Below are 25,164 nucleotides of genomic sequence, written 5' to 3' on the forward strand. Positions count from 1 at the left end.
CGGGCCTATGGGACAGGAATTGACTGATCCGGCCGACATCCGGCAGGACGTCGGCCAGTTCTCTCTCCGGTGCAGCCTCCTCGTCCCGGGCTCCGTCGAGCACGCGTTCGCGGTCTTCACCGACGAGCTGACCGACTGGTGGGTCACCGAATACACCTGGTCGGGCCCGGACGCGCTGGCTGAGCTGGGCATGGAGCCTCGGGCCGGCGGCATGCTCTACGAGTTGGGCCCGTACGGCTTCCGCGCCGACTGGGGTCGGGTGCTCACCTGGGATCCGCCTCGCCGGCTGGTCTTCGTCTGGCAGATCGGCCCCGACCGGGCGCCGGTGCCGGACCCGGCCCGCGCGAGCGAGGTCGAGGTGCTGTTCCATGCCGAGGGGCCGGAACGCACCCGGGTCGAGCTGGAGCACCGGCACTTCGACCGGCACGGCGAGGCCGCCGAGGGTTACCGCAAGGCGCTCACTGCCGGCTGGCACGAGTTGCTCACCCGCTACGTCGCCACGGTGTCGCGCCACCGCCCCACCACGACGGCCTGACGACCCACCGGGTCAGCGGCCGAGCCGCCGACCGGCAGCGGCGCCGCCGAGGTCCCGACCACCAAGGTTCGCGCGTTGGCCGGCCTCGGCCCCCGAGCCGAAGCCGGTGCCGCCCAGCCGTCGTGGCGGTGCGGTACGCAGCCGTGGGTACTCCTCGCTGAGCCGGCGCTGCACCCGGTCGGAGCGGTCGGTCAACACCAGCGCCATCGTCGGTGCGCCCGACTCGCTGGCCGCCGCCGACTCGGCCGCCCAGAGTCGACCTCCGACCACCTCCGCGAAGCCGGCGAGCCAGGAGCGGCGGAAGGCGGCAGGGTGGTCGTCCGCGGGGACCTCGGTGGCGGCCAGGCCGTGTGCCGCCTGCACGAGCAGTGAGGTGAAGAGCACGTCGACCCGTTCCAGGTCGCTGGCGAAGCCGAAGAGGTGCAGGGCGAAGCCGTTGCCCTGCCGACGGCGTACGCAGCGGCAGCGCAGGGGTTCGGCCACCGCGGCGAGCAGGCCGACCTTGTCTCGGGCGTACGGGGCGACGACGTCCAGCACGCGGTCGCCGACCGGGTCGGTGGTCGGATCCCGGGCGGCGAGTAGCGCCCGGTCGACGCCGTAGCGGGCGATCAACTCGGTTGCCTTGGCGGTGAACGCGGCGGACTCGGCCGGCGTGCAGGCCGGGTCCTCGGCCTGGGCCAGCAGCTTGCGCACCTTGCTGAGCATGGCCTCGGACATGCCTACAGAGCTACCACACGGGCCGGACATCATCGGGGCCGCGCCGCGATCGATCGATACGTATCATCGTCACGGCCAGATGATCAGTCCAATACGGACGGTCAGCCAACTGTTTGGAGGAACGAACGGATGCCATCCCCGACCGCTCGTCTGCTCGCCGTCGCCACGGCCACCGCACTGCTCTCCGTCGGTACACCCGCGCTGGCGGAGCCGATCACACCGACCGCGCCGGTCAGCTCCGGGCCGAACGCGTTCGCCCCGCTGGCCACCTGTTACGGCGGGGCGGTCCGGTCGTACTTCGAGACCGGCCGCTACGGCGGCTCGGCCGGCCAGTACCGCACCACGACGCGCTGTCGCGACATCAACGTCCGCAACGCGAGCGTGTACGCCACCGAGGCGTGCGTGATCTTCGTCGACAAGACGAGCGCCTGCAACTACTGGACCTACCTGCCGGCCAACTCGGGCTGGATCACGGTGGCGACCAACGTCCGGGACGGCGTCAACTTCCGGGTCCGCTTCGAGAACCTGCGGTACGAGTACGAACCGCTGATCGCGTACCACGCGTTCTGAGTGGCCCGCGCGGTCGCGGCGTCCGCCCCCCGACGGACGCCGCGACCCGGCGGCGGGTCACCCGGCGCGGCTGCGCAGGGTGGCGATCGTCGAGCCCGCGAGTGTGAGCAGGCAGTCGGGGAGCAGACCGTCGGCGGCCGCCGCGCCGAACAGCGCCTCACCGGTCGGTTCATCCCGGTTCGCGTACGCACTGACGAAGCGGGCGACCCAGCGGGTGTCGTACCCGGCCTGATCGATTCCCGGGAAGTCGAGCGCCGCCCCACTGGCCGCTGGCGCGTCGCCGAGCATGGTCGCGGCCAGGCACCAGGCGACGCCGTACGCGCCGTCCAGGCCGGCCCGGTCGACCACCGCGTCGAACGCTCCCACCACCGCTTCTCCATCGCCGGTCAGCGCCGAACGGAGTACGGCGGCCGCGTCATCGAACGTCTGCTGTGGTAGGTCGGTCACGCAGCGCACAGTAGGACGGGTGGTCAAGCACCCCTCATGACCGTCACTGTCCGTGTTCAACGCGAGCTACCTGCGCATTACGCCACCTCCACGGTCCCGCCGCCGGCCTCGGCACGCTAATGTGCGCAGCGGACCTTCGCCGGAGGAAGGACGACCATGTTCGAATCACGCCGCTCGCGGGTAGCCACACTGGCTGCCTGCGCGACGCTCCTGCTCGCCACAAGCGCTTGCGGGGATGACAAGCCCGACGAGGCAAGCGCCCAACAGGTGCGCCTCTACGGCACGGACGGCAACATGCTCAACTCCTATCCAGCGGAGTTGAAGGAACGGGCGAGTCTCGTCGACGGGATGAAGGGCACCACGCCCCTCGTTCCGCTGCCAGACGACTTCAAGGGCCGGCTACGGGCCGTCAATCCGGCGCTGACGGACTACGTGTACTCCGCCGAGACCTACGACGCGGTGGTGATCGCCGTGCTCGCCGCCCAGTTGGCCGGCAGCACCGACCCGGCCGCCATCACCAAGCAGATCGTCGCCGTGACCAACGACGGGCAGCGCTGCGAAGACCCGGCCAGTTGTCTCGCGCTGGCCCGCAACGGGCAGGACATCGAGTACCGCGGCGTGTCGCTGACCCGGGCGGGCTTCACCGACAAGGGTGAGCCGGCCACCGCGAGCTACGCCACGCTGACCTTCGACGGGCAGCAGATCAACGACGGCAAGACCGAGTTCGTTGGCGCGGGCATCGAGTCGGCGGCGAGCACCAAGACGCCGCCGAGGCCGAAGAAGCAGCGCCCGGGTGGCGCCGCCGACCAGGAGCCGCTGGTTCTGGGCGGCCTGCTGCCGAAGACCGGTGACCTCGCGATCGCGTACCCGCCGATGGCCGCCGGCGCCGCGCTGGCGATCAAAGAGATCAACGCCGCTGGCGGCGCACTGGGCAAGCCGGTGACGTGGCTGGACGGCGACGACGGCACCAACCCGGCGGTGGCCAAGGCCACGGTTGCCAAGCACGTGACGGACGGCGTCAGCGTGATCATCGGTGCCGGCGGTTCGGGTATCTCCCGGGCGGTTCTGCCGGACGTGGTGCAGGCCGGGAAGATCCTCTTCTCCCCGTCCAACACCGACAGCAGCCTGACCGACGTGGACGACCAGGGTCTCTACTTCCGTACCGCCCCGCCGGACAGCCTCCAGGGCCGGGCGCTGGCCGACGTGATCCTTCGCGACGGGTCGCAGAAGATCGTCATCGTCGCCCGCAAGGACTCCTACGGTGAGGGCCTCCAGGGCACCGTCCGCGACGAGCTGGAGAAGGCCGGTATCGCCAACGACCGGCTCAAGCTGTTGACGTACGAGCCGCCGGCCGACGCCAAGGCCGCGCCTGTCGACTTCAGCGGCGGCGCGAAGGAGATCAAGGCATTCGGCGCGGACGCGGTACTGATCATCGGCTTCGGTGAGTCCGCCCAGGTGATCCGCGGCCTGGCCGACGCCGGGGTGCAGATCCGGCAGTAGGCAGGACCGAAACCACGACGGCCGCACCGGCTTCCCGCCGGTGCGGCCGTTTCTGGTACGCGGGGAATCAGCGCGGCCGGCGGCGCTCCAGGAACTCGGTCATCCGGCGGTGCTTCTCGTCGTCCTCGAACAGCACCGCCTGGCTGACCAGGTCGAGATGCGGGTGCGCGGCGGCCGGCGCGTCCACCGCCAGCTTGGTCAGCCGCACCGCCAACGGTGAGCCCAGGGCGATCTCGTCCAGCAACGCGTCCGCCACCGCCAGCAGCTCGCCGGGCTCGTCCACCACCCGGTTCACCAGGCCGATCCGCAGCGCCTCGGTGGCATCCACCCGCCGGCCGGTGAAGAGCAGCTCCTTGGCCCGGCCCTCGCCGATCAACGCGGGCAGCCGGTGGGTCGCGCCGGCGCCGGCCAGGATGCCCAACCGGACTTCCGGTTGGCCGAAGACCGCCCGCGCCGTGCACACGCGAAGATCGCAGGCGTACGCCAGCTCCGCGCCACCGCCCAACGCCGGGCCGTCGACGGCCGCCACGGTCGGCATCGGCAGCGCCCGGATGCGGGCGAAGGCGGCCGAGTTGATCGCGGCGAGAGCGTCGGTGCGACCGCGTTCGCGGAGCTGACCGATGTCGGCGCCACCGGCGAAGATGCCCGCCGCGCCACCGGTGAGCAGCAGCAGTCGCGGACGCGCCTCCAACTCGGCGCAGACCTGGTGCAGCTCGGCGATCAGGTCAGCGTCGATGGCGTTGCGCTTCTCCGGCCGGTCCAGGGTGACCACCAGCCGGTCCGGCCGCTCCTCGATCCGCAACCCGCTCACTGTTTCGCACCGCCTTCCCAACGGTAGAAGCCCTGCCCGGACTTCTTACCCAGCCGCCCGGCGGCCACCAGCTCCTCCAGCAGGGGCGGCGGCGCGAAGCGGTCCCCGTACGCGGCCTGGAGGGTTCGGGCGATGTCCAGCCGCACGTCGAGGCCGACCAGGTCGGTGAGCTCCAACGGCCCGATCGGATGCCGGTAGCCGAGCACCATGGCCTTGTCGATGTCCGCCGGGCTGGCCACCCCGTCGGCGACCATCCGGATCGCCTCCAACCCGAGGGTGACCCCGAGCCGGGAGGTGGCGAAGCCGGGCATGTCGCGTACGACGACGGGGTCCTTGCCCAACCGGCCGGCGAGCGTGACGGCCGCGGCGGTGGTCTCCTCGGCGGTGGCCGGGCCGACCACGATCTCCAGCAGCGCCATCGCCCAGACCGGGTTGAAGAAGTGCAGGCCGACGAAGCGCTCGGGCGCCTCCAGCTCGGCGGCCAGCGCGCCGATGGCGATGCTGGAGGTGTTGCTGCCCAGCAGCGCCGGGCGCAGCGCGGCGGCGTCACGCAGCACCGCGCGCTTGAGGTCGAGGCGCTCCGGCACCGCCTCCACGATCACCTCGGGGGCCGGGGCGACAGCGGCGAGGGTGGGACGCAGCGTCACCCGCTGCCGGTTGGTGGCGGCCTCGTCGGCGCTCAGCTTCCCGCGCTGCACCGCCCGCTCCCACAGCTCGGCGAGCCGGTTCAGCGCGGCCGCGCCCCGCTCGGGGTCCACCTCGACCAACTCGACGGCGTGCCCGGCGCCGGCCGCCACGTACGCGATGCCAAGCCCCATCGTGCCGGCACCGACGACCACGAAACGATCGCTCATCACGCCTCCCTGTCCCGCCCGCCGACGCGCGGGGTCCCCGCAACGCCGGCCCGGGTGTCCCGCCCGCTCCGCTCGCTCATGGTGCGACCCTAGACAGCGCGACGACCCGGCCCATGCGTGGGGGAGCGCCGGATCGGGTAATGACGGCCCGTCAACCGAGGGAAGGACCGCATCGAGATGAGCCAGGCACCGGAGAGCGTCACCGACGGGGAGATCGTGGAGACCCGAGGCGACGAGCGGGTCGAACTGCTGCGCGCCGACACCAACAACGACGGCAAGACCGACGTGTGGGTGGTGGACACCGACGGCGACGGCAAGGCGGACCTGTTCCAGTTCGACACCGACGGTGACGGCAAGGTGGACATCACCATGGTCGACATCGACGAGGACGGCCAACCGGACGAGGTGGTCGACGGCGACGGCGGCCTCCCGCCCGAGCAGCTCCCCCCGACCGTCCAGCTCTGAGACGTACGACGGCCCCCGCTCTCCGCCCGGCGGAGGGTGGGGGCCTCGCTCAGTCCGCGAGGCGCAGTGTGGCCAGGTAGTAGGGGGCATCCCGGTGGTCCACATCGGTGAGCCGCCAACCGGTGCCGTGCACCAGGCTGGCGAACTCGTCCGCCGAGCAGACCAGGTAGTCGAACCACTCGGTGCTCAACTCGCGGTAGCGCAGCCGTAGCCGCAGCTGACCACCGAGCCGGCCGCGCCGACGGTTGCGCTCGTGGTAACCGGTGTGCAGCGGGTCGCGGGTGCCGTACGGGTCGGTGCCCTGCGCGATGATCTGCGCTCCCGGTCGGGCCAGCGCGGCGAGCGCGGCCAGGAACTCGGGAGCCCGCTCCCGCCCCTCGAACAGCCCGAGGTTGTTGCCGAGCAGCAGGAACGTGTCGTATTGCGCCCCGTCGGCGACGTGCGTGTCGACGGTGCCGTGCACCAGCCGCCGGACGCCGCGACGCCGGCTCACCTCCAGCGCACCCGCGGAGGTGTCCAGCCCGGTGACCGGTACGCCGCGCTCCTGGAGCAGCAGCGCGATCCGGCCGGCTCCGGTGCCGATGTCCAGCGTCTCGCCGTGCGCCCGGTCCACCGCGCGGTGGTCGTACGGCTGCCACTCCGCCGGCCCGTCCAGGTAGTGCGCGGCCGGGGCGCCGTTGATCAGGCCGTCGTCCCGTTCGATGATCTCGATGACCGGTCGCGGCAGTCGACCACCGACCAGGGGCCGGGGGCCTACCCCGGTGGCCACGGCGAGCGTGTCCCGCAGCAGTTCGCCGATCACGTCACCGATTAGGGGCTCAACCGTCACGACGTTCACGCTATCCGGCCACTCAGTGGTCCACACCGGCCGTATCCTGGCGGCGTGACCATGCTGGACCGGCTGTCGGCTGAGAAGTACATCCTGCTCACGACCTTCCGCAATGACGGTCGGGCGGTGCCGACCCCGGTCTGGGCGGTGCGCGACGGCGAGGCGTTGGCGGTCTGGACCCGGGCCGACTCGGGCAAGGTGAAGCGGATCCGCCGCAACGGCGAGGTGACAGTGGCCCCGTGCGACGTACGGGGTCGGCCGCACGGGGCGGAGGTGCCGGCCCACGCGACGATCTACGGGGGCGGTGACACCGGTCGGGTCCGAGACCTGCTCAAGCACAAGTACCGCCTGATCGGTCGCCTGAGCCTGCTGGGCAGCCGGTTGCGTCGCGGCGAGGGCGGCACTGTCGGCATCCGTGTGACGTTGGCCGAGCCACGACGCTGATCCGTGGCCGGTGTCGTGCTCGGCGGTGCATACGAAAGGGGCGGCGGATCGAGATCCACCGCCCCTGCCGAAAAAACTATCGCCAGCTCAGTCGCCCTGCCGCTGCTGCGGGATCTGGCCCTGCAGCAGCGCCCTGACCTCCGACTCACGGTACCGACGGTGGCCACCCAGGGTGCGGATGGCACTGAGCTTGCCAGCCTTGGCCCACCGGGTCACCGTCTTCGGGTCGACCCGGAACATCGACGCCACCTCGGCCGGCGTGAGTAGCGGCTCTGGTTCGTGCGTTCGCGATGCCATCGGTCACTCCTCCACATGTATAGACATCGGCCGGGGTCCCGCCGGCCGACGCGTCTCCCATGGTCCGGCTAGTCCCCGATGTCCGACATGGGCCGAACGGATGAAGGTCCCTAGACGGACGGATGAACCATGCCCGATTTTTACGACTTTTACACGGCAGGAACTACCTTATTCGGACTCATGATCACGGTTCGTGATGCGTCAACTACGAGCACAACTCACCTTGGGAGCGCTCCTAGGGTGATATGCCCTAGTTGCACCGCTCCAACAGCTGCACCGCGCGCCACCGAGCCACCAACTTGTCGTACGCGGCCGACGCCTCCTCGGCCTCGCCGCGCGACAGCCCCGCGAGGCCGCCGGCAACCAGTTCGGGCGAGTCGTCAGCGGCAAGCGTCTCGTCGGAGAGCAGGTCGACCAGACCGCCGTAGTCCAGCTCCACCACGGACCGCGGATGGAACTCCTCCAGCCAGCGGGCCGCCTCCTCCACCGCCTCGGTGATCGGCGCCTCGCCCACCGACTTGCGCAGCACCGACAGCGCCCGCGACGAGCGACGTCGGGCCTTGGAGATCTCGGTGCGGTAGCGCAACGCCCGCCGGCCCGGCTGGGTGACCAGATCCCGTTCCGCCGGGTCGAAGAGCACGAACCACCGCAGCGGTACGCCCCAGGTGGCGATCTGCTCGTGCACCCGGGGCACACCGTGCTCCAGCACCCGGGCGCCACTGCGCCAGTCGTCCACCACCGCCCTGGCCTGCCCGGCGAGCACCGGCGGCACGAAGGCGTCGGCGAGCACCGAGGGCACCCCGTCCCGGGCGCTCAGCGCCGCCTCAGCGACCCGGATGCGCAGGTTCCACGGGCAGACCAGCAGGCCGTCGTCCGTCTCCAGGACGTACGCCTCCTCCGGCAGGTCCGGCAGCCGGGTCCAGCCGGCGCCCAGCGCCTCGATCACCGCCGTCCGCTGCCGACCGGGCCCCTCGACCGGGGCGACAGCGCGCCCCTCCGAGACGTAGCGGCGCCAGTAGCTCTGCCGGTCTCGATCGAAGGCGGCCAACGGTTCGTACACGCGCAGGTAAGAAGCGAAGAGCGACGGCACCGCGCGATCCTCCCACGAACCACGCCCGTACGCGGTCAGCGGCCGGAGCACGCGCGCCGCACCGTGAGACGGCGGCGGCGCGTCGAGCGCCCGCCCGGCGGCCGATACTAGGCTCGATCACACCGGCAGCATCCCCGCCGGGGTCCACCAGGTCCGCGTCCCACAAGGACGCACACCACAGTAGGAGCCAACAATGGGCGTATTCGCGAGCACCGACGACCCGGTCTCGACAGGTCACGAACAGGTCGTGTTCTGCCAGGACAAGCAGAGCGGCCTGAAGGCGATCATCGGGATCTACTCCACAGCGCTGGGCCCGGCGCTCGGCGGCACCCGCTTCTACCCGTACGCGAGCGAGGACGACGCCCTCGCCGACGTGCTGGACCTGTCCCGCGGGATGGCGTACAAGAACGCGCTCGCCGGTCTGGACCTGGGCGGCGGCAAGGCCGTCATCTGGGGCGACCCGGAGCAGATCAAGAGCGAGGCGCTGCTGCGCGCGTACGGCCGCTTCGTGGAGTCGCTGGGCGGCCGCTACTACACCGCCTGTGACGTCGGCACGTACGTGGCGGACATGGACGTCGTGGCCCGCGAGACCCGCTACGTGACCGGGCGCAGCGTGGAGCACGGCGGCGCCGGCGACTCGTCGATCCTCACCGCCTGGGGTGTCTTCCAGGGGATGCGGGCCGCGGCCGAGCACGTGTGGGGCACCCCGAGCCTGCGGGGCCGGCGGGTCGGCGTGGCCGGCCTGGGCAAGGTCGGCAAGTACCTCACCGGGCACCTGCTGGAGGACGGCGCCGAGGTGGTCGCCACCGACGTCAACCCGAAGGCGCTGGCGTGGGTGCGCAGCAACCACCCGCAGGTCACCCTCGTCGACGACTCCAGCGCGCTGGTCGCCGCGGACATCGACGTGTACGCGCCGTGCGCGCTGGGCGGCGCCCTGAACGACGACACGGTGCCGGCGTTGCGCGCCAAGGTGGTCACCGGGGCGGCGAACAACCAACTCGCCCACCCGGGCATCGAGAAGCTGCTGGCCGACCGGGGCATCCTCTACACCCCGGACTACGTGGTGAACGCGGGCGGCGTGATCCAGGTGGCCGACGAGATCGAGGGCTTCAACTTCGACCGGGCGAAGCTGCGGGCGACCCGGATCTACGACACCACCCGCGAGATCCTGCACCTGGCTGACGCGGAGGGCGTGCCGCCGGCGGTGGCCGCCGACCGGCTGGCGGAGCGGCGGATGGCGGACGTCGGCCGCCTGCGCGCGATCCACCTGCGCTGAGCGATCCCGGGGGCGGGTCGACGAGATCCGCCTCCGGGCCCCGGTGTCGGGTGTCGCTGGGTAAGCTGAGCCGGGGTCAAATTTGATGCGGTTTGTCCGGTGTCACGGGTGCTAACCGTTCCGCTCCTTACCCGGTACACTGGGTGACGGCCGGATCGACGCGACGCGCAGAGCCGGCTGACGGTAACCCGAGGTGCCGAACGGTGGCATCCCCATGTACCGTAAGAGCCACGAGAGATGCCTGACGTCATCGGGGCCCGCCTTCGGGCTGCCCCGCATTCTGTGCGAGGGGGTCGAGCCATGGGGCGCGGCCGTGCTAAGGCCAAGCAGACTAAGGTGGCGCGGGAGTTGAAGTACCACTCCCCGAACACCGACCTCACCGCTTTGCAGCGCGAACTGGCGGGTGCTGGTAAGTCTGAGCACCACTTCGACGACGACTCTAAAGAGTTCGTCGACGACGATGATGAGGATCACGCGGACGACGATCCGGATCCCTGGGTCCGTCCGACCCGCTGACCTCTCGACGCAGCTGAGCACGCGGTAACCCCCGCGCGCTCACGCACGTGACGTGCAGGTTCAGCCGCCGACGATCAGGGGCCTGGCCCGACCGGATCCACTCCGGCCGCTCGACAGGCCCCTGACAACGGTTTCCTCAGCGCGGGCGATTGTTCCAGTTGTAGAACGTCGGGATGTTCTCGAAGTGGTTCCAGGCGCAGACCGCGCTGGAGCCCTCTCCGCCCGACACCTCCGAACGCAGCCGCCGTGCATCCTCGGCCTCCTGGAGCAGTGCGACGAGCGCGGGAGCCGCGTCCCGCACCCGTTCGGTGACTCCGTTGTCCGCTTCGCGCTCAGGCCGCCGGTGACTGGTGGTCTCGGGCATGCTCCAACACTCCCTCCAATAGGCGGATCTTGCTGTTGCGGCAGTGCTCGGTCTCCGTACCGTCAAAACGCCCCAGCTCGAAGTAACGGTTGGCGGCATGGCCGCCACCGCAGAAGCCGAAGTACGAGCAGGACGCCCGACACGCCTCCACCCCGGCCAGGAACTCCCCCACCCACGGCGTGGTCGCCGCGTTGCCGAGGATCTGCGCCAACGGGGTCGTCAGCACGTTGCCGCTGCCGAAGTCGCCGTAGCGGGGGTCGGTGAACCCGGCCAGCTCCGGGGAGAGCACGATCACCGAGCCGTCGTGCCCGATCGTCGGGATCGGGTCCAGTTGGCGGGGCAGCACCGCGTCCGCCGAGTTGTCGAGCACCGCCGCGGCGTAGCGCAACGACCACTCGATCTCGCGGAGGTGGATCCGGGGCTCCCGGCGCCACGCCCCGACCAACTCCGCCCAGAACGCGGACACGGCCGACGGGTCGTGGCGGTTGTCGCGGGTGTTGACTCCCTCGGTCTCCTCGATGTTGATGCCCAGCACGTCGCAGCCCAGCTCGAGGAAGTAGTCGTACAGCTCGGTGGCGAGCCCCGGCTCCGGCCGGGACACCACGGCCAGCGCGGAGAAGGGCAGACCGCGCCGACGCAGCACCGAGATGCCGTGCAGGATCCTGTCGTACGCCGGCTGACCACCCCGGTTGACCCGGTCGCCGTTGCGCGCCCGGGGCCCGTCGACGCTCACACTCACCCGCATCTCGTGCCGGGCGAAGAAATCACACCAGTCGTCGTCGATGAGGGTGGCGTTTGTCTGCACGTGGTGCTCGACCTCTGGCCCGAACGGGGCGATCAGCTCGGCCAGGTGCTCTCGACCGGTGGCCAGGGGTTCGCCGCCGTGCCACACGACGGAGAACCGACCGTTCGCCGCCCACTGATTGACAGCGACTGCGACCGCCTCGGCCACCGCCACCGGCATCCGGCGGTCGGCGGCCCGAAAAGGCAGATAGCAGTACGCGCAGTCGAGGTTGCAGAGGGTGGTGGGCTGCATGACGACGTACGACGGGACGGCGGCCAGACCGCGCATCCCGCTGAACGACTGTCCCCGAGCAGCCATCGCCCTCCTCCGCCTAGCCTGAGAGGCGGTCGGAAAGCCTCGCGGCTTCCCGACCATCTCTGAAGGGTGCCCTTCAGGCTAGGCGGCATTAGCCACTCGGGTGAAGCCCTGATCAGGTGCCCGTACGATCACCGGAGGGTGATCAGCCTCGGGTGTGCTGACCAACCATCTGCACGTTGCCGGTGCCCTCGATGATCTCGCCGGCCTGCCACGCCTCGACCCCACGGCCGGTCAGAGTGGCCAGCGCCCGGTCGGCGTCCTCGGCCGACACGATCGCGAACATGCCGACGCCCATGTTGAAGGTCGACTCCATGTCGTGGTCGTCGATCCGACCCTTCGTCTGGATCAGGTCGAAGATCGGCTGCGGCTTCCAGGTGGACCGGTTGACCACAGCGTCGACGTGCTCGGGCAGCACCCGGACCAGGTTGCCGGGGATGCCGCCGCCGGTGATGTGGGACAGCGCCCGCACCTCGGCCTCGGCGATCAGCTTGAGGCAGTCCTTGGCGTAGATCTTGGTCGGGGTGAGCAGCTCCTCGCCGAGGGTCCGCTGCCGACCGAAGTCGTCGATCACGATGTCCAGACGCATCCGGGCCGCGCCCAGCAGCACGTGCCGGACCAGCGAGTACCCGTTGGAGTGCAGGCCGGAGGAGCGCATGGCGATCACCACGTCGCCCACCTCGACCCGCTCCGGGCTGAGGATGTCGGCTTCCTCGACAACGCCCACGCCGGTCGCGGAGATGTCGTACTCGTCCGGGCGCAGCACGCCGGGGTGCTCAGCGGTCTCGCCGCCCAGCAGCGCGCAGCCGGCGTAGCGGCAGCCGTCGGCGATGCCCGCACCGATCTCGGCGACCTTGTCCGGCACGACCTCACCGGTGGCGATGTAGTCGAGCAGGAACAGCGGCTCGGCGCCGCAGGCCACCAGGTCGTCGACGACCATCGCGACCAGGTCGATGCCGACCGTGTCGTGAATGTCCATCTGCTGGGCGATCACCAGCTTGGTGCCCACCCCGTCGGTGGAGGACGCCAGGATCGGGCTCTTGTACTTCTTCGTGTCCAGGCGGAACAGGCCGGCGAAGCCACCGAGGTCACCGAGCACCTCGGGACGGCGGGTCTGCCGCACCTTCGACTTGAGCAGCTCCACCGCGCGGTCACCCGCGTCGATGGAGACACCGGCGTCGGCGTACGAGACCGAGCGTTTGCGCGCCTGGCGGCCAGCACCGCCCGTCCACGGCTGGCGGTCGCCGCCGGCGCCGGTCGGGCTGCTTCCTGCGCCGCTGCGCTCGGACACGTGCGTCACGGTTCTCCCCTTTGGTTCTCGGTGCCGCCGGCGGTAGCCGGGCCGCGCCGGTTGGTGCTACGGGCGGTTTGCGGTAACGCCACCCGGAGTGGCGACGGACGAGCCGTTTGTGGGCGAGGTCTCCGGCGCCGAGTTGGCGACGCGTCGGCCCACCCCTTCGAGCACGTGCTTGCCGATCAGGTTGCCGGCCGGCAGCTCGATCGGGTACTCCCCATCGAAACACGCCCGACACAGCCGGGTCTTCGGCTGCTCGGTCGCGGCGATCAGGCCAGGAAGGGAAACGAAGCCCAGCGTGTCGGCGCCGATGGAGCGCCGGATGCCGTCGTTGTCCAACCCGTTGGCCAGCAGCTCCGCCCGGGTGGCGAAGTCGATGCCGTAGAAGCACGGCCAGCTGACCGGCGGGGAGGAGATCCGGACGTGCACCTCCAGCGCCCCCGCCTCACGCAACATCCGCACGATGGCGCGCTGGGTGTTGCCGCGCACGATCGAGTCGTCCACTACCACCAACCGCTTGCCGCGGACGTTCTCCCGCAGCGGGTTGAGCTTGAGCCGGATGCCGAGCTGACGCAGGGTCTGCGACGGCTGGATGAAGGTACGACCCACGTACGGGTTCTTCATCAGGCCGGCGCCGTAGGTGATGCCGGACGCCTCCGCGTATCCGATGGCGGCCGGGGTGCCCGACTCGGGCACCGGGATCACCAGGTCGGCCTCGACCGGGTGCTCCTTGGCCAACTGCCGGCCGATCTGCACCCGCGCCGAGTGGACGTTGCGCCCGGCGATCGTGGCATCCGGGCGGGCGATGTAGACGTACTCGAAGAGGCAGCCCTTCGGCTCCGGGGCGGCGAACCGGGTGGAGCGCAGCCCGTTCTCGTCGATGGCGATCAGCTCGCCCGGCTCGACCTCGCGCACCACGCTGGCGCCGACGATGTCCAGGGCGGCCGTCTCGCTGGCGACGACCCAGCCGCGCTCCAGGCGGCCGAGCACCAGCGGGCGGACGCCGTGCGGATCGCGGGCCGCGTAGAGGGTCGACTCGTCCATGAAGACGAAGCTGAACGCGCCGCGCAGCTGCGGCAGCACCTCCAGCGCGGCCGCCTCGACCGACAGATCCGGTCGGCTGGCGAGCAGCATCGTCACCAGGGAGGTGTCGTTCGTCGAGCCGTCCGCGATGAGGCCGCGCTCGGCGACCTCCTTCTCCAGCTCGGCTGTGTTGACCAGGTTGCCGTTGTGGGCCAACGCGATGGTCGTGCCGGAGGTGGTCGACCGGATCGTCGGCTGGGCGTTCTCCCAGTTGGACGCGCCGGTGGTGGAATATCGGGCGTGCCCGATCGCCAGGTGACCACGCAGGCTGGCCAGGGTGGGCTCGTCGAAGACCTGCGCCACCAGGCCGAGGTCCTTGTAGACCACCACGCCGGAGCCATCGCTCACCGCGATGCCCGCCGCCTCCTGGCCGCGGTGCTGCAGAGCGTAGAGGCCGAAGTAGGTCAGATTGGCAACCTCTTCGCCGGGGGCCCAGACGCCGAAGACGCCGCAGGCATCCTGGGGGCCAGGTCGTTGGGGGTCAAGGTCGTGGCTCAGCCGGCCGTCGCCTCGGGGCACCTACCGCTCCCTCATGCTGGTCTGGACCGGCCGGGCGGGGATCACGGGCGGATCCACTCTCCTCTGCCGGGACCACTGTCATCGCCTGACAGTGTACGCGAATCGACGTCAATACAGAAAGTCACGATTCCCCTGCTCAGTGTCACGGCGAGTGGGACACCGCGGCGATCAGAGGGGCAGATACGCCGAGAGGTCCGCCCGGTTACCGCTCATCTGGACGCGACCGTCGGTAACCGCCTCGGCCCAGGCAACCCTGCCGGTTGCCAACTCCAACCAGGTGCTCGGGGCCATCTCGACCACGTTTGGTGGATTTCCCCTGGTGTGTCGAGGCCCCGGTACGCATTGGATCGCCCCGTATGGTGGGACGCGCACCTCCACCGATCGGCCGGGGGCGCGCTCCGCGAGGACGGCCAACAACGACCGGACCGCCTCTCGGTACACCGGCCGTTCGGGTGTACGCCCCTCGTCGAGCGCCGACAACGCGGCAGTAACGGCAGCGGACTTACTGTGCGGAGAGGACACGACGGGACGATACGACCCCCAGGCCAAACACGCGACGCTGGCCCTGGGTCGCGCTCATGCAGTCGGACAAGGCATAGTTGCCGACGGCGTATTCGTACCGTGATGATCCCCGGCCCGGCGCCCCGCCGGTCAGAGGGAAGTCAGCCCGGAAGGCGGTGGACGTGTCAACACACCGACGTGCCTGGAAGCAGCGGGCCGGTGTGGTCGTAGCGCTGGTTGCCGGCGCTCTGCTCGCCGTCCCCGCCACACCAGCCATGGCCGCGAAGATCAGCACAGCTGACAACTCCGTCACGATTGATGCTGGCAAGAGCAGCACAGTCAGCGTGGTTGTTAGACCCGACGTCGGCGAAGAGTCCGCAGACATCGACGTGTCTGGTCTTCCTGACGGCGTCACCTGCGGCGGGTGCGGCCCGATCACTTTCGAACAACCACTTGCGCCAAAGACCCTGACCCTGACCCTGACCGCGGCGGCCAACGCGCCCGCAGCTAACGGCACTCAGGCGAGGATCACGGTAACGGGGGACTCCAACTCCCGCACTCTCCGCGTCACCGTCAAGGCAGCCGCCGCTCCGCCGCCGCCGCAGAACCAGACCGTGCGGTCGGTCGCCGGCAAGGTGGTCGCGCAGGCCGACGGCAAGGCCGTGCCGAACGCGTTCGTGGTTCTCCAGGACACCGCCGGTCACCGCTACGACGCCACCAGCAACGGCAACGGCGACTTCCGGTTCACCGGCACCACCCAGAACCCGATCGCGCCCGGACGGATCGACCTGGGCGCGTCGTTCGACAACGTCAAGGCGTTCAAGACCTTGAACGCCAACGCCGGGCAGGCCATCACCGGGCAGCGACTCAGCCTCGCGATCAAGGTCGAGGTGACGCCCAGCGCCACCCCGTCCGCCACCCCCGAGGCCACCCCGACCGAGGAGGCGACCGAGGAGGGCACCGAGGAGGAGCCCACCGAGGAGGCCAGCCAGGGCGCTCCGGCGAACGCCGCGAACAACGAGGACGGCGGCGGCCTCAGCTCGTACCTGATCATTCTGCTCGGTGGTCTTCTGGTCGCCGCAGGTGTCGGCACGATCGTGCTGCTCTGGATGAAGCGCAGGGAGAACGGCGGCGACGACGACGCTCCGGCGGCTGCCGGCGGCGGCGTGGTGCCGCCCTCGCGGGGCGGGTTCCGCGGTGCGGACGACCAGACCCGGGTGGTCGGCGGTCGTCCAGGCGCAGACCCGACCATGGTCGGCGGCGCGGCGCTGAGCGAGGCGCCGACGATGATGCACCGCCCGGTGGTCGACGACGTTCCGCCGGACCCGTACGGCGCGCCTGCCCAGGCGTACGGCGGCGCGGGTCAGCAGGGCTGGGGCGGCGCCGGCTACGGCGAGGAGCCAGCATCCGCTGGGTACGGCGCCGGCGGCTACGGCAACGCTCCCGCTTCCGGCGGCGGCTACGGCGCTCCGGCAGGCCCGGAGGGCGGGTACGGCGCCGGTGCGGCCGGTGACGGTTACGGTGCCGCGCCCGGTGCCGGTTACGGCAATGCTCCGGCCTCCGGTGCCGGCTACGGGAACGCCCCGGCCTCCGGTGGCGGCTACGGCGGTCGTGACTACGACGCCCCGGGCGGCACCGCCGCCTACCCGCCGGCTCCGGCAGGCGGAGCGGCCTACGGCGAGCGGTTCGACGAGCCGACCGGCCGCTACACCGGCGACACCCAGTACCCGGCCCCGGCCGACCCGTACGCCACAGGCGTCTACCAGCCGGAGCAGGGGCAGGGGTACGGCCAGCCCGATCCCGCCCCGTACGGCGGACGCGCTGCCGAGCCGACCGCTGGGTACGGCGCTCCGGAGGCTGGCGGCTACGACCAGGGCGGCTACGGTCAACCGGCCGGCGGATACGACCAGGGCGGCGCCTACAGCCAGGAGCCCCCGCAGCAGCGCGGCGGCTACGACGACCGGGGCTACGACCAGGGCGGCTACGGCCAGCCCGCCGGCGGATACGACCAGGGCGGCAACTACGGCCAGGAGCCCCCGCAGCAGCGCGGCGGCTACGACGACCGGGGCTACGACCAGGGCGGCTACGGCCAGCCCGCCGGGCGGAACCGACCGGACACCCCGCCGCCGCCGCCGACCGAGCGCGGCGGTCGCCGCCTCGACTGGCTGGACGACTGACCCCACCACACTGCACGGAAACGGCCACCCGGATCTCCGGGTGGCCGTTTCGCTCTCACAGGACCAAGCCGAGACCCGCGCCGATCTTGCAGTTTCGGTCGTCTATACGCGCGGAATGCCCCGTACGTCGGGACAGAAAGTGCAAGATCGCGGAATCGAGGGGCGGGTCAGGCGGCGGCGAAGACGCCCTGGTGGAGCACCGGCACGACGTCCGACACGCCGATCCGGACGGCGACGTCCACGTCAGCGGCGAAGCCACTCTCGGTCAGCTCCCGCCCGGAGACGCTGCCGCGCACCGCGGCGGGCAGATCCGGGGTGCTCGCCAGCGCGGCGAGCGCCATGGCCGCCTCCACCGAGAGTCCACCGGGCACACCGGAAAGGGCGTCCAGCACCGAGGCGGCGCCGAGTTGGTCCTCCACCGACGGCCGCAGCGACCCGTCCGGCCACCGTTCCCCGGAGGCGATCACGCCGATCGGGGCGTCCAGCGTGCCGTACCCCTGGCGGCGCAGCCAATGCCCGACGGCGCGTGCGTTGCGCAGGCACGCCGCGACCACCGGCAGGCCGGTGGCGCTGGCGGCGGCGCTGATGGCGGAGCCGTTCGGAGAGGGCAGCACGAGGTCCGCCACCACGGGTGCGCTGCTCAGCGCGGCGGGCGAGAGCGACCACGGATGTTCAGCTGTCGTCTGCCGCCGCCCGACCGCAGCTGTCGCGCCCACCCGGACGGCATACTCGGCGGCCTGCTCACCCCAGGGGAACGGGTGCACCCGCATGCCCCGGGCAACCGCCACCTCCACGGCGGTGGTGAACGACAGAACGTCCACCACCACCAGTGCCGCGCAGACCCGGCCGAGTTCGGCCGCCCCGGTCAGCCCCCAGTCGAACCGGGCACCCGATCCGGGTTGGCCGTAGACGGCGGCCGTCAACGCCTCAGCGCTCGTCAGGCGACGGCTCGGTGACACCGGAGTCAGACTCGGACGCCCCGCCGGGCTGCTCCGACCCGATCGGCTCGACAGCGCCGGTCTCCGGGGAAGGACCCGAAGAAGCGATCGGCTCGGAGACCACCGCCGCCGCGTCGACCGGCTCGGCCTGCGCGACCGGCAGCGGGACGGCCTCGACAGCACCCGCCACACCGGCAGCCGGCGCGGGCACCTCGACGGCCGCCGAGCCCCCGAAGAGGCGCGGCAACGTCTCGGTGTGCGCGGTGCGCAGCTCGTCCAGGCCGATCCGGAACTGACCGTGCACCTCGAGCGCCCCGCCGGAGGGGTCGGTGACGCCGATCAGCTCGAACGGCACGCCCCGCTCGGCGCAGAGCGCCGCGAACGCCTTGTCGTGGCCGCGCGGCACCGAGACCAGCGCCCGCGTGGCGGACTCGCTGAACAGGTAGACGAACGGCATCGAGCCCTCGGCGAACTGCTCCGGCACCGCGACCCGGGCACCGACGCCGCGACGCAGGCAGGACTCGACCAGGCTCTGGGCGAGCCCACCGTCGGAGAGGTCGTGCGCGGAGGCCAGGTGACCGACGCGGGCCGCCTCGGCCAACAACTCGGCGAGTGCCTTCTCGCGGAGAAGGTCGACCTGCGGCGGAATACCGCCGAGGTGCTCGTGCGTCACCCAGGCCCACTCCGAGCCGGACAACTCCACGTTCGTCTCGCCGAGCAGGTAGAGCTGGTCGTGGTCGCCACCGGCACGGGGCACGAAGCCCATCGGCACCCGGTCGGCGACGTTGTCCAGCACGCCCAGCACGCCGACCACCGGGGTCGGGTGGATGGCCGCCGCGCCGGTCTGGTTGTAGAAGCTGACGTTGCCGCCGGTCACCGGGATGCCCAGCTCCAGGCAGCCGTCCGCCAGGCCGCGCACGGCCTCGGCGAACTGCCACATCACGCCCGGGTCCTCCGGCGAGCCGAAGTTGAGGCAGTCGGTCACGGCGATCGGCTTCGCGCCGGTCACCGCCACGTTCCGGTACGCCTCGGCCAGGGCCAGCTTGGTGCCGTTGTACGGGTCCAGTCGGGCGTACCGGCCGTTGCCGTCGACCGACAGCGCCACGCCGAGACCGGTCCGCTCGTCGATCCGGATCACGCCGCCGTCCTCCGGCTGGGCGAGCACTGTGTTGCCCAGCACGTAGCGGTCGTACTGCTCGGTGACCCAGCTCTTGTCGGCCAGGTTGGGCGACGCGATCATGCGCAGCACGGTCTCCCGCAGCGCCTCCGGGTCGGCCGGGCGGGGCAGCGTCTCGGCCCGGTCTGCCTGGAGCAGGATCAGGTCGGCCGGCTCACGCATCGGTCGGGCGTAGACCGGGCCGTCGTCGACCAGCGAACCCGGCGGCACGTCGACGACCAGGTGGTCCTGCCAGGTGATCAGCAGGCGGCCCGGGCTGCCGTCCGGCTCCGGTGCGGTGACCTCACCGATCGCGGTGGCGATGACGCCCCACTTCTCGCAGGTCTTGAGCACCGCGTCGAGCTTGTCCGGCTCGACGACCAGCAGCATCCGCTCCTGCGACTCGCTGGCCAGGATCTCGTGCGGGTCCATCGAGGGCTCGCGCAGCGGCACCCGCTCCAGCCAGACCCGCATGCCGGTGCTGGCAGCGGCGGCGGTCTCGGTGAGCGCGCAGGTCAGACCGGCGCCGCCGAGGTCCTGGATGCCGACGACAAGTTGGCCGTCGTACAGCTCGAGGCAGGCCTCGATCAGCAGCTTTTCGGTGAACGGGTCGCCGACCTGCACGGCGGGGCGGCGCGCCTCGCTGCCCTCGTCGAAGGTCGCGCTGGCCAGCACCGAGACGCCGCCGATGCCGTCGCGGCCGGTCTTGGCGCCCATCAGCACGACAACGTTGCCCGGGCCGGCGGCGGCCTTGTTCTGCAGCCGACTGACCGGCAGCACGCCCAGGCAGAGCGCGTTGAGCAGCGGGTTGCCCTGGTAGGACGGGTCGAAGACCAGCTCGCCACCGATGTTGGGCAGGCCCAGGCAGTTGCCGTAGCCGCTGACGCCGGCGACCACGCCGGTGAGCACCCGGGCGGTGTCCGGGTGGTCCGCGGCACCGAAGCGCAGCGGGTCCATCACCGCGACCGGGCGGGCGCCCATGGCGAGGATGTCCCGGACGATGCCACCGACGCCGGTCGCCGCGCCCTGGTACGGCTCGACGAAGCTCGGGTGGTTGTGCGACTCGACCTTGAAGGTCACCGCCAGCTCGTCGGAGATCTGCACGACACCGGCGTTCTCACCGATGCCGGCGAGCATCCGGTCGCTGGGCGGGGCCTTCTCGCCGAACTGGCGCAGGTGCACCTTGCTCGACTTGTAGGAGCAGTGCTCGCTCCACATGATCGAATACATCGCCAGCTCGGACTGCGTGGGCCGGCGGCCGAGGATCTGCCGGATCCGGTCGTACTCGTCGTCGCGCAGGCCCAGCTCGGTGTACGGCTGAAGCTCGCCCGGGGTGCCACCGGCGCGCGGCACGGTGTCCACGCCCTCGGTCCAGACGGCGGCGGCCGGCTGGGCGGGAGCGGTCGCCGGTGCGACCGGCTGCGCCGCGCTCGGCTCGGCCGGCTGCGCCGGGGCGGAGTACGCCTCCGGTGTGTCCCGTACCGGGTCCGGATGGGTGGTCATGACCTCTCCTCGCTGCGCTCGTGCCCGCCAGGCCGGCGGTTGAGCTGACCGATGATCGTGCCGCCGGTCATGCCGGCGCCCCCACCAGGTGCTTGAGGACCGACGTGAAGAAGCCGAGGCCGTCCAGCGAAGGGCCGGTGAGCGCCTCCACCGCGTGCTCGGGGTGCGGCATGATGCCGACCACGTTGCCGGCGGCGTTGGTGATCGCGGCGATGTCGCGCTGGGACCCGTTGGGGTTGCCGCCGACGTAGCGGGCGACGACCCGACCTTCGGCTTCGAGCTGATCCAGCGTCGCGGTGTCCGCGACGTAGCAGCCCTCGCCGTTCTTGACCGGGATGAGCACCTCCTGGCCGGGCTGGAACGTGTTGGTCCACGCCGTTCCGGCCGACTCGATGCGCAGGACCTGGTCCCGGTTGCGGAAGTGCAGGTGCTGGTTGCGGGTGAGCGCGCCGGGCAGCAGGTGCGCCTCGCACAGGATCTGGAAGCCGTTGCAGATGCCGAGCACGGGCAGACCACCCCGGGCGGCGTCCACGATCGTCTCCATCACCGGGGCGAACCGGGCGATGGCACCGCACCGCAGGTAGTCACCGTAGGAGAAACCGCCGGGCAGGACGACAGCGTCGACGCCGTGCAGCTCCGGGTCGCCGTGCCAGAGCCGGACCGGCTCAGCGCCGGCGATCCGGACGGCCCGGGCCGCGTCCCCGTCGTCGAGCGAGCCGGGGAAGGTGACCACACCGACCCGGGCGGTCACGAGCGGGCGTCCGCAGTCTCGTCGGCCTCGACCAGGCGGACGGTGAAGTCCTCGATGACCGGGTTGGCGAGCAGCTTGTCGGCAATCTCCCGAGCGCGGTCCAGGTCCGGTTCACCGGTGAACTCGATCTCGATCCGCCTGCCGATCCGAACCGAGGCGACGTCACCGACGCCGAGTCGGGGCAGCGCGTTTGCGACGGCCTGGCCCTGCGGATCAAGGATCTCGGGCTTGAGCATGACGTCGACGACGACGCGAGGCACTGGGCACTCCTGACTGTGTACGCAGTTGGGTGCCGACCCACAATGGGCGAGCGCAGCCAGCGTACCTGGCAGATATCGCCGCGGACGCACCGGCCGGGTGCAGTTCAGGCAGTGATCGACATTACTGACGCTCAGGCGGACCCGCCAGGCGCGACAGGTGGCCTCAGCAGGACATATACGGCGCGCCGGGTGGCCGAATCGTTACATTGGGCAACCTCGATCACTCCCTTGATAACGACAGCGCCGGGCCCTACTCTACATCGACGTAAGTCGATTTGGCCGCCTGCGGAAACCCCCGCCGCCCGGCCCCATCCGCACCCGGCGACCCCGGGCCCGCCCCGTCCAAGGAGTCCACCCGATGCGCATCCGCCCCCTGCTCGCCGTACTCAGCACCGCGCTGGTCGGCGCCCTCGGCGTCACCTCCGCCGCGTCCGCCTCCCCGCCCAGCCCGAACATCATCGGTGGCGGCACCGTCTCGTCCGCCCCCTGGGCCGCCGCGGTGCTCAGCAACGGCTCGTTCACCTGCTCCGGCAGCGTCATCGCCGCGCAGTGGGTGCTCACCGCCCGGCACTGCATCAACGGCACGATGTCGGTGCGGATCGGCAGCGTCAACCGCACCTCGGGCGGGGTCACCCGCACCGTCAGCGCCACCTACACCCGCAGCGACCTGGCCCTGATGCGGCTCTCCACCAGCGTCAGCACCTCGACCGTGACCCTGGCGAACAGCAACCCACCGATCAACTCGACGAACTCGATCTACGGCTGGGGCATGACCTGCTACAGCGGCTGCTCGGCGTCCACCCAGCTGAAGACCGCCACCGTCCGGGTGACCAGCAACAGCGTCACCGACGCGTACGGCGGCCAGGCGATCCGCAGCACCCGGATCAACGGCAACGCCTGGCGCGGTGACTCCGGCGGCCCGCAGTTCTACAACGGTCAGCAGGTCGGCGTCGCCTCCACCGCCGACGGGTCGAGCATCCAGAACTACGGCAGCGTTGCGTACAACCGGGCCTGGATCACCTCGGTGGCCGGTGTCTGACGGTTAGCGCCCCGCGCGGCGCGGATGGTCGGCCACGTGCCGGCCGTCCGCGCCGCGTCGTTTTGCAGCATCCGATCAGGTGAACAATGCACACGATCGGGTCGCGCCACTCCTGACAGCATCGGAACCGTGCTGGTCGTGACGACAGAGCAACTGCCCGGTTACGAGATCCGCCAGATTCTCGGTGAGGTGGTGTCATCGATGGCCAGGACGCGCAACCCGTACCGCGAGGGTGTGAAGAACCTGCGCGGTGGCGCGTACGACCCGATGGCCCCGGACAACCTGACCCGGTGGCGCACCGACTCGGTGGCCCGCCTCGGCGAGGAGGCCCTACGGCTCGGCGCGAACGCGGTGATCGGCATGCGGTTCGACAGCCGGGACTGCGGTGAGATGTGGATGGAGATCTGCGCGTACGGGACGGCAGTGGTCGCCGTACCCAAGATGCCCGAGGTCATGCCGGCCGACCAGCCGGCGGTCGCTGCCGAGACCGCGGAGGTCGCGGGCATCACGGAGGCGCCCGGCGGCATCGCCGAACCGGCCAGCGCACCCAACCTGAGAACCGCCGCCGAAACCCCAACCGGCGAATAACCCGCGCCCCTGCCCCCTGTTGATCAAGAGATTTCGGTCATCAGGGAGATCGAAAATGACGCAAACCTCTTGATCACCCGGGAGAGGGGGGTGGGTTTAGAGGATGGGGGGTGGGCTGTAGGTGGCGGCCTCCGGGTGAGCTGTGACCACTCTGGTGATGCGGCTCGTGACCGCTGCCACCTGGGCCTGGGCGGCGCCTACGAAGGCGTTGCGGTCCGCGACCAGGGTGTCGATGTCGGCGCGGGACAGGCCGAGCCGGCCGTCCGCCGCCAGGCGGTCGAAGAGGTCGTTCTCCGGTGAGCCCTTCTCGCGCATCGCCAGGGCCACCGCCACCGCGTGCTCCTTGATCACCTCGTGGGCGACCTCCCGGCCGACGCCCCGCCGGACCGCCGCTACCAGGATCTTCGTGGTGGCCAGGAACGGGAGGAAGCGCTCCAGCTCCCGGTTGATCACCGCCGGGTACGAGCCGAACTCGTCAAGCACTGTGAGGAACGTCTGGAACAGCCCGTCGGCGGCGAAGAACGCGTCCGGCAGCGCCACCCGGCGGACCACCGAGCAGGACACGTCCCCCTCGTTCCACTGGTCACCGGCCAGCTCGCCGACCATCGACAGGTAACCCCGGATGATCACAGCGAAGCCGTTCACCCGCTCCGAGGAGCGGGTGTTCATCTTGTGCGGCATCGCGCTGGAGCCGACCTGACCCGGCTTGAAGCCCTCGGTCGCCAACTCCTGGCCGACCATCAACCGGATCGTGGTGGCCAGCGACGACGGCGCGGCGGCGGTCTGGGCCAGCGCGGCCAGCACGTCGAAGTCGAGCGAGCGCGGGTAGACCTGCCCGACGCTGTCCAGCACCCGGGAGAAGCCCAGGTGCTCGGCGACCCGCCGCTCCAGCTCGGCCACCTTGTCGGCGTCGCCGTCGAAGAGGTCGAGCTGGTCGGCGGCCGTGCCGACCGGTCCCTTGATCCCCCGCAGCGGGTAGCGGGCGATCAACTCCTCCAGCCGCTCGTACGCGATCAGCAACTCCTCAGCCGCCGACGCGAAGCGCTTGCCCAGCGTGGTGGCCTGCGCCGCCACGTTGTGCGAACGGCCGGTCATGACCAGCTCGGAGTGCTCGTGGGCCAGCCAGGCCAACCGGGCGAGGGTGGCCACCACCCGGTCGCGGATCAGCTCCAGCGAGGCGCGCACCTGGAGCTGCTCGATGTTCTCGGTGAGGTCCCGGGAGGTCATCCCCTTGTGCACGTGCTCGTGCCCGGCGAGCGCGCTGAACTCCTCGATCCGGGCCTTCACGTCGTGCCGGGTGACCCGCTCCCGCTCGGCGATCGAGGCGAGGTCGACCTGGTCGAGCACCCGCTCGTACGCCTCGACCACGCCGTCCGGCACCGGCACGCCCAGGTCGCGCTGAGCGCGGAGAACGGCGAGCCAGAGCCGCCGCTCCATCCGGACCTTCTCCTCGGGAGACCAGAGGGCGACCAGTTCGGGCGAGGCGTACCGGTTGGCCAGCACGTTGGGGATCGTCGTCACGTACCTCATTGTCCCGCACC

The 25,164-nt window shown here is 71.0% G+C and carries 27 protein-coding genes; 10 read left to right on the top strand and 17 right to left on the bottom strand.

Features of this window, described 5'->3' with window-relative positions; all coding sequences use genetic code 11:
• The first annotated feature begins 7 nt into the window (after positions 1-7).
• Positions 8-535 (top strand): SRPBCC family protein, encoded by a 528-nt coding sequence (locus tag NIE79_RS12715; protein ID WP_238678737.1) that lies wholly within the window; start codon positions 8-10, stop codon positions 533-535.
• 12 nt (positions 536-547) lie between these two features.
• On the opposite strand, the gene NIE79_RS12720 is transcribed toward NIE79_RS12715, so the two are convergent.
• Positions 548-1,252: a DUF2786 domain-containing protein gene (locus NIE79_RS12720; RefSeq protein ID WP_238678738.1), complete on the bottom strand. Its 705-nt coding sequence runs from the start codon at positions 1,250-1,252 to the stop codon at positions 548-550.
• A gap of 129 nt (positions 1,253-1,381) precedes the next feature.
• On the opposite strand from NIE79_RS12720, the gene NIE79_RS12725 reads away from it, so the two are divergent.
• Positions 1,382-1,822, top strand: coding sequence for a hypothetical protein (locus NIE79_RS12725; protein ID WP_238678739.1), 441 nt, complete (start codon positions 1,382-1,384; stop codon positions 1,820-1,822).
• 57 nt (positions 1,823-1,879) lie between these two features.
• Here NIE79_RS12725 and NIE79_RS12730 read toward each other — a convergent pair whose 3' ends face one another.
• Positions 1,880-2,269, bottom strand: coding sequence for a hypothetical protein (locus NIE79_RS12730; RefSeq protein WP_238678740.1), 390 nt, complete (start codon positions 2,267-2,269; stop codon positions 1,880-1,882).
• Between the two features lie 156 nt (positions 2,270-2,425).
• Between NIE79_RS12730 and NIE79_RS12735 the strand changes: the two genes are divergently transcribed.
• Positions 2,426-3,769, top strand: coding sequence for an ABC transporter substrate-binding protein (locus NIE79_RS12735; protein ID WP_238678741.1), 1,344 nt, complete (start codon positions 2,426-2,428; stop codon positions 3,767-3,769).
• Between the two features lie 67 nt (positions 3,770-3,836).
• Here NIE79_RS12735 and NIE79_RS12740 read toward each other — a convergent pair whose 3' ends face one another.
• Entirely contained in the window at positions 3,837-4,580 is a 744-nt protein-coding gene (locus NIE79_RS12740) for an enoyl-CoA hydratase/isomerase family protein (RefSeq protein ID WP_238678742.1), read from the bottom strand.
• Positions 4,577-5,434 (bottom strand): 3-hydroxyacyl-CoA dehydrogenase family protein, encoded by an 858-nt coding sequence (locus tag NIE79_RS12745; RefSeq protein ID WP_238678743.1) that lies wholly within the window; start codon positions 5,432-5,434, stop codon positions 4,577-4,579. The genes NIE79_RS12740 and NIE79_RS12745 overlap by 4 nt, the downstream gene beginning before the upstream one ends.
• 177 nt (positions 5,435-5,611) lie before the next feature.
• Between NIE79_RS12745 and NIE79_RS12750 the strand changes: the two genes are divergently transcribed.
• Entirely contained in the window at positions 5,612-5,899 is a 288-nt protein-coding gene (locus tag NIE79_RS12750; RefSeq protein ID WP_238678744.1) for a hypothetical protein, read from the top strand.
• 49 nt (positions 5,900-5,948) lie between these two features.
• Here NIE79_RS12750 and NIE79_RS12755 read toward each other — a convergent pair whose 3' ends face one another.
• On the bottom strand, positions 5,949-6,728 hold the full coding sequence (locus NIE79_RS12755) for a class I SAM-dependent methyltransferase (protein ID WP_238678745.1): 780 nt from the start codon (positions 6,726-6,728) through the stop codon (positions 5,949-5,951).
• A 54-nt stretch (positions 6,729-6,782) separates the two neighbouring features.
• Here NIE79_RS12755 and NIE79_RS12760 point away from each other — a divergent pair, with 54 nt between their 5' ends.
• A complete protein-coding gene (locus tag NIE79_RS12760) occupies positions 6,783-7,172 on the top strand; it encodes a PPOX class F420-dependent oxidoreductase (RefSeq protein WP_238678746.1) in 390 nt (129 codons plus the stop codon).
• Positions 7,173-7,259: 87 nt separating this feature from the next.
• Here NIE79_RS12760 and NIE79_RS12765 read toward each other — a convergent pair whose 3' ends face one another.
• Complete coding sequence (locus tag NIE79_RS12765; RefSeq protein ID WP_007073996.1) at positions 7,260-7,469, bottom strand: BldC family transcriptional regulator; 210 nt, start codon at positions 7,467-7,469, stop codon at positions 7,260-7,262.
• Positions 7,470-7,719: 250 nt separating this feature from the next.
• Positions 7,720-8,559, bottom strand: coding sequence for a DUF8083 family protein (locus NIE79_RS12770; RefSeq protein WP_238678788.1), 840 nt, complete (start codon positions 8,557-8,559; stop codon positions 7,720-7,722).
• A gap of 193 nt (positions 8,560-8,752) precedes the next feature.
• On the opposite strand from NIE79_RS12770, the gene NIE79_RS12775 reads away from it, so the two are divergent.
• Both NIE79_RS12775 and NIE79_RS12780 read left to right on the top strand, forming a co-directional pair.
• The gene (locus tag NIE79_RS12775) at positions 8,753-9,835 is read left to right on the top strand and encodes a Leu/Phe/Val dehydrogenase (RefSeq protein ID WP_210784156.1); all 1,083 of its coding nucleotides are present in this window, start codon (positions 8,753-8,755) and stop codon (positions 9,833-9,835) included.
• Between the two features lie 300 nt (positions 9,836-10,135).
• Positions 10,136-10,351, top strand: coding sequence for a DUF3073 domain-containing protein (locus tag NIE79_RS12780; RefSeq protein ID WP_030332207.1), 216 nt, complete (start codon positions 10,136-10,138; stop codon positions 10,349-10,351).
• Between the two features lie 136 nt (positions 10,352-10,487).
• Here the strand turns inward: NIE79_RS12780 and amcA are convergent, their stop codons facing one another.
• The 5 genes from amcA to NIE79_RS12805 all read right to left on the bottom strand — a co-directional run bounded on the left by amcA (position 10,488) and on the right by NIE79_RS12805 (position 15,232).
• Positions 10,488-10,715, bottom strand: a complete 228-nt coding sequence (amcA, locus tag NIE79_RS12785; RefSeq protein WP_238678747.1) for a multiple cyclophane-containing RiPP AmcA — start codon at positions 10,713-10,715, stop codon at positions 10,488-10,490.
• Complete coding sequence (amcB, locus tag NIE79_RS12790; RefSeq protein ID WP_308193173.1) at positions 10,684-11,787, bottom strand: cyclophane-forming radical SAM peptide maturase AmcB; 1,104 nt, start codon at positions 11,785-11,787, stop codon at positions 10,684-10,686. The genes amcA and amcB overlap by 32 nt, the downstream gene beginning before the upstream one ends.
• A gap of 172 nt (positions 11,788-11,959) precedes the next feature.
• Entirely contained in the window at positions 11,960-13,114 is a 1,155-nt protein-coding gene (purM, locus tag NIE79_RS12795; RefSeq protein WP_196920530.1) for a phosphoribosylformylglycinamidine cyclo-ligase, read from the bottom strand.
• Positions 13,115-13,171: 57 nt separating this feature from the next.
• Positions 13,172-14,710, bottom strand: coding sequence for an amidophosphoribosyltransferase (gene purF / locus NIE79_RS12800; protein WP_238678749.1), 1,539 nt, complete (start codon positions 14,708-14,710; stop codon positions 13,172-13,174).
• Between the two features lie 168 nt (positions 14,711-14,878).
• Complete coding sequence (locus NIE79_RS12805; RefSeq protein ID WP_238678750.1) at positions 14,879-15,232, bottom strand: sterol carrier family protein; 354 nt, start codon at positions 15,230-15,232, stop codon at positions 14,879-14,881.
• A gap of 161 nt (positions 15,233-15,393) precedes the next feature.
• Between NIE79_RS12805 and NIE79_RS12810 the strand changes: the two genes are divergently transcribed.
• Entirely contained in the window at positions 15,394-17,388 is a 1,995-nt protein-coding gene (locus NIE79_RS12810) for a carboxypeptidase-like regulatory domain-containing protein (RefSeq protein ID WP_238678751.1), read from the top strand.
• 167 nt (positions 17,389-17,555) lie between these two features.
• On the opposite strand, the gene NIE79_RS12815 is transcribed toward NIE79_RS12810, so the two are convergent.
• The 4 genes from NIE79_RS12815 to purS all read right to left on the bottom strand — a co-directional run bounded on the left by NIE79_RS12815 (position 17,556) and on the right by purS (position 21,996).
• Complete coding sequence (locus NIE79_RS12815; RefSeq protein ID WP_238678789.1) at positions 17,556-18,311, bottom strand: 2-phosphosulfolactate phosphatase; 756 nt, start codon at positions 18,309-18,311, stop codon at positions 17,556-17,558.
• A gap of 4 nt (positions 18,312-18,315) precedes the next feature.
• Positions 18,316-20,985 carry a phosphoribosylformylglycinamidine synthase subunit PurL gene (gene purL / locus NIE79_RS12820; protein WP_238678752.1) on the bottom strand — a complete coding sequence of 890 codons (2,670 nt, stop codon included), beginning with the start codon at positions 20,983-20,985 and terminating at the stop codon, positions 18,316-18,318.
• 67 nt (positions 20,986-21,052) lie between these two features.
• The gene (purQ, locus tag NIE79_RS12825; protein ID WP_238678753.1) at positions 21,053-21,736 is read right to left on the bottom strand and encodes a phosphoribosylformylglycinamidine synthase subunit PurQ; all 684 of its coding nucleotides are present in this window, start codon (positions 21,734-21,736) and stop codon (positions 21,053-21,055) included.
• On the bottom strand, positions 21,733-21,996 hold the full coding sequence (purS, locus tag NIE79_RS12830; protein ID WP_030491392.1) for a phosphoribosylformylglycinamidine synthase subunit PurS: 264 nt from the start codon (positions 21,994-21,996) through the stop codon (positions 21,733-21,735). Before purS ends, purQ begins: the two co-directional genes overlap by 4 nt.
• Before the next feature lie 358 nt (positions 21,997-22,354).
• Here purS and NIE79_RS12835 point away from each other — a divergent pair, with 358 nt between their 5' ends.
• Both NIE79_RS12835 and NIE79_RS12840 read left to right on the top strand, forming a co-directional pair.
• Positions 22,355-23,035: a S1 family peptidase gene (locus NIE79_RS12835; RefSeq protein ID WP_238678754.1), complete on the top strand. Its 681-nt coding sequence runs from the start codon at positions 22,355-22,357 to the stop codon at positions 23,033-23,035.
• 24 nt (positions 23,036-23,059) lie between these two features.
• The gene (locus NIE79_RS12840) at positions 23,060-23,623 is read left to right on the top strand and encodes a YbjQ family protein (RefSeq protein WP_238678755.1); all 564 of its coding nucleotides are present in this window, start codon (positions 23,060-23,062) and stop codon (positions 23,621-23,623) included.
• 96 nt (positions 23,624-23,719) lie between these two features.
• Here the strand turns inward: NIE79_RS12840 and purB are convergent, their stop codons facing one another.
• On the bottom strand, positions 23,720-25,144 hold the full coding sequence (gene purB / locus NIE79_RS12845) for an adenylosuccinate lyase (RefSeq protein WP_238678756.1): 1,425 nt from the start codon (positions 25,142-25,144) through the stop codon (positions 23,720-23,722).
• Positions 25,145-25,164: the final 20 nt, after the last annotated feature.

The organism is Micromonospora trifolii (assembly GCF_022229005.1).
Classification (GTDB): domain Bacteria; phylum Actinomycetota; class Actinomycetes; order Mycobacteriales; family Micromonosporaceae; genus Micromonospora; species Micromonospora trifolii.

What these genes read in the sequence shown, in the direction of transcription:
- NIE79_RS12750 (WP_238678744.1), top strand. Translation starts at nt 5,612, where the DNA reads ATGAGCCAGGCACCGGAGAGCGTCACCGACGGGGAGATCGTGGAGACC.
- NIE79_RS12745 (WP_238678743.1), bottom strand. Translation starts at nt 5,434, where the DNA reads ATGAGCGATCGTTTCGTGGTCGTCGGTGCCGGCACGATGGGGCTTGGC.
- NIE79_RS12715 (WP_238678737.1), top strand. Translation starts at nt 8, where the DNA reads ATGGGACAGGAATTGACTGATCCGGCCGACATCCGGCAGGACGTCGGC.
- NIE79_RS12840 (WP_238678755.1), top strand. Translation starts at nt 23,060, where the DNA reads ATGGTCGGCCACGTGCCGGCCGTCCGCGCCGCGTCGTTTTGCAGCATC.
- NIE79_RS12765 (WP_007073996.1), bottom strand. Translation starts at nt 7,469, where the DNA reads ATGGCATCGCGAACGCACGAACCAGAGCCGCTACTCACGCCGGCCGAG.
- NIE79_RS12720 (WP_238678738.1), bottom strand. Translation starts at nt 1,252, where the DNA reads ATGTCCGAGGCCATGCTCAGCAAGGTGCGCAAGCTGCTGGCCCAGGCC.
- purL (WP_238678752.1), bottom strand. Translation starts at nt 20,985, where the DNA reads ATGACCACCCATCCGGACCCGGTACGGGACACACCGGAGGCGTACTCC.
- NIE79_RS12725 (WP_238678739.1), top strand. Translation starts at nt 1,382, where the DNA reads ATGCCATCCCCGACCGCTCGTCTGCTCGCCGTCGCCACGGCCACCGCA.
- NIE79_RS12835 (WP_238678754.1), top strand. Translation starts at nt 22,355, where the DNA reads ATGCGCATCCGCCCCCTGCTCGCCGTACTCAGCACCGCGCTGGTCGGC.
- amcA (WP_238678747.1), bottom strand. Translation starts at nt 10,715, where the DNA reads ATGCCCGAGACCACCAGTCACCGGCGGCCTGAGCGCGAAGCGGACAAC.
- amcB (WP_308193173.1), bottom strand. Translation starts at nt 11,787, where the DNA reads ATGCGCGGTCTGGCCGCCGTCCCGTCGTACGTCGTCATGCAGCCCACC.
- NIE79_RS12735 (WP_238678741.1), top strand. Translation starts at nt 2,426, where the DNA reads ATGTTCGAATCACGCCGCTCGCGGGTAGCCACACTGGCTGCCTGCGCG.
- NIE79_RS12780 (WP_030332207.1), top strand. Translation starts at nt 10,136, where the DNA reads ATGGGGCGCGGCCGTGCTAAGGCCAAGCAGACTAAGGTGGCGCGGGAG.
- NIE79_RS12775 (WP_210784156.1), top strand. Translation starts at nt 8,753, where the DNA reads ATGGGCGTATTCGCGAGCACCGACGACCCGGTCTCGACAGGTCACGAA.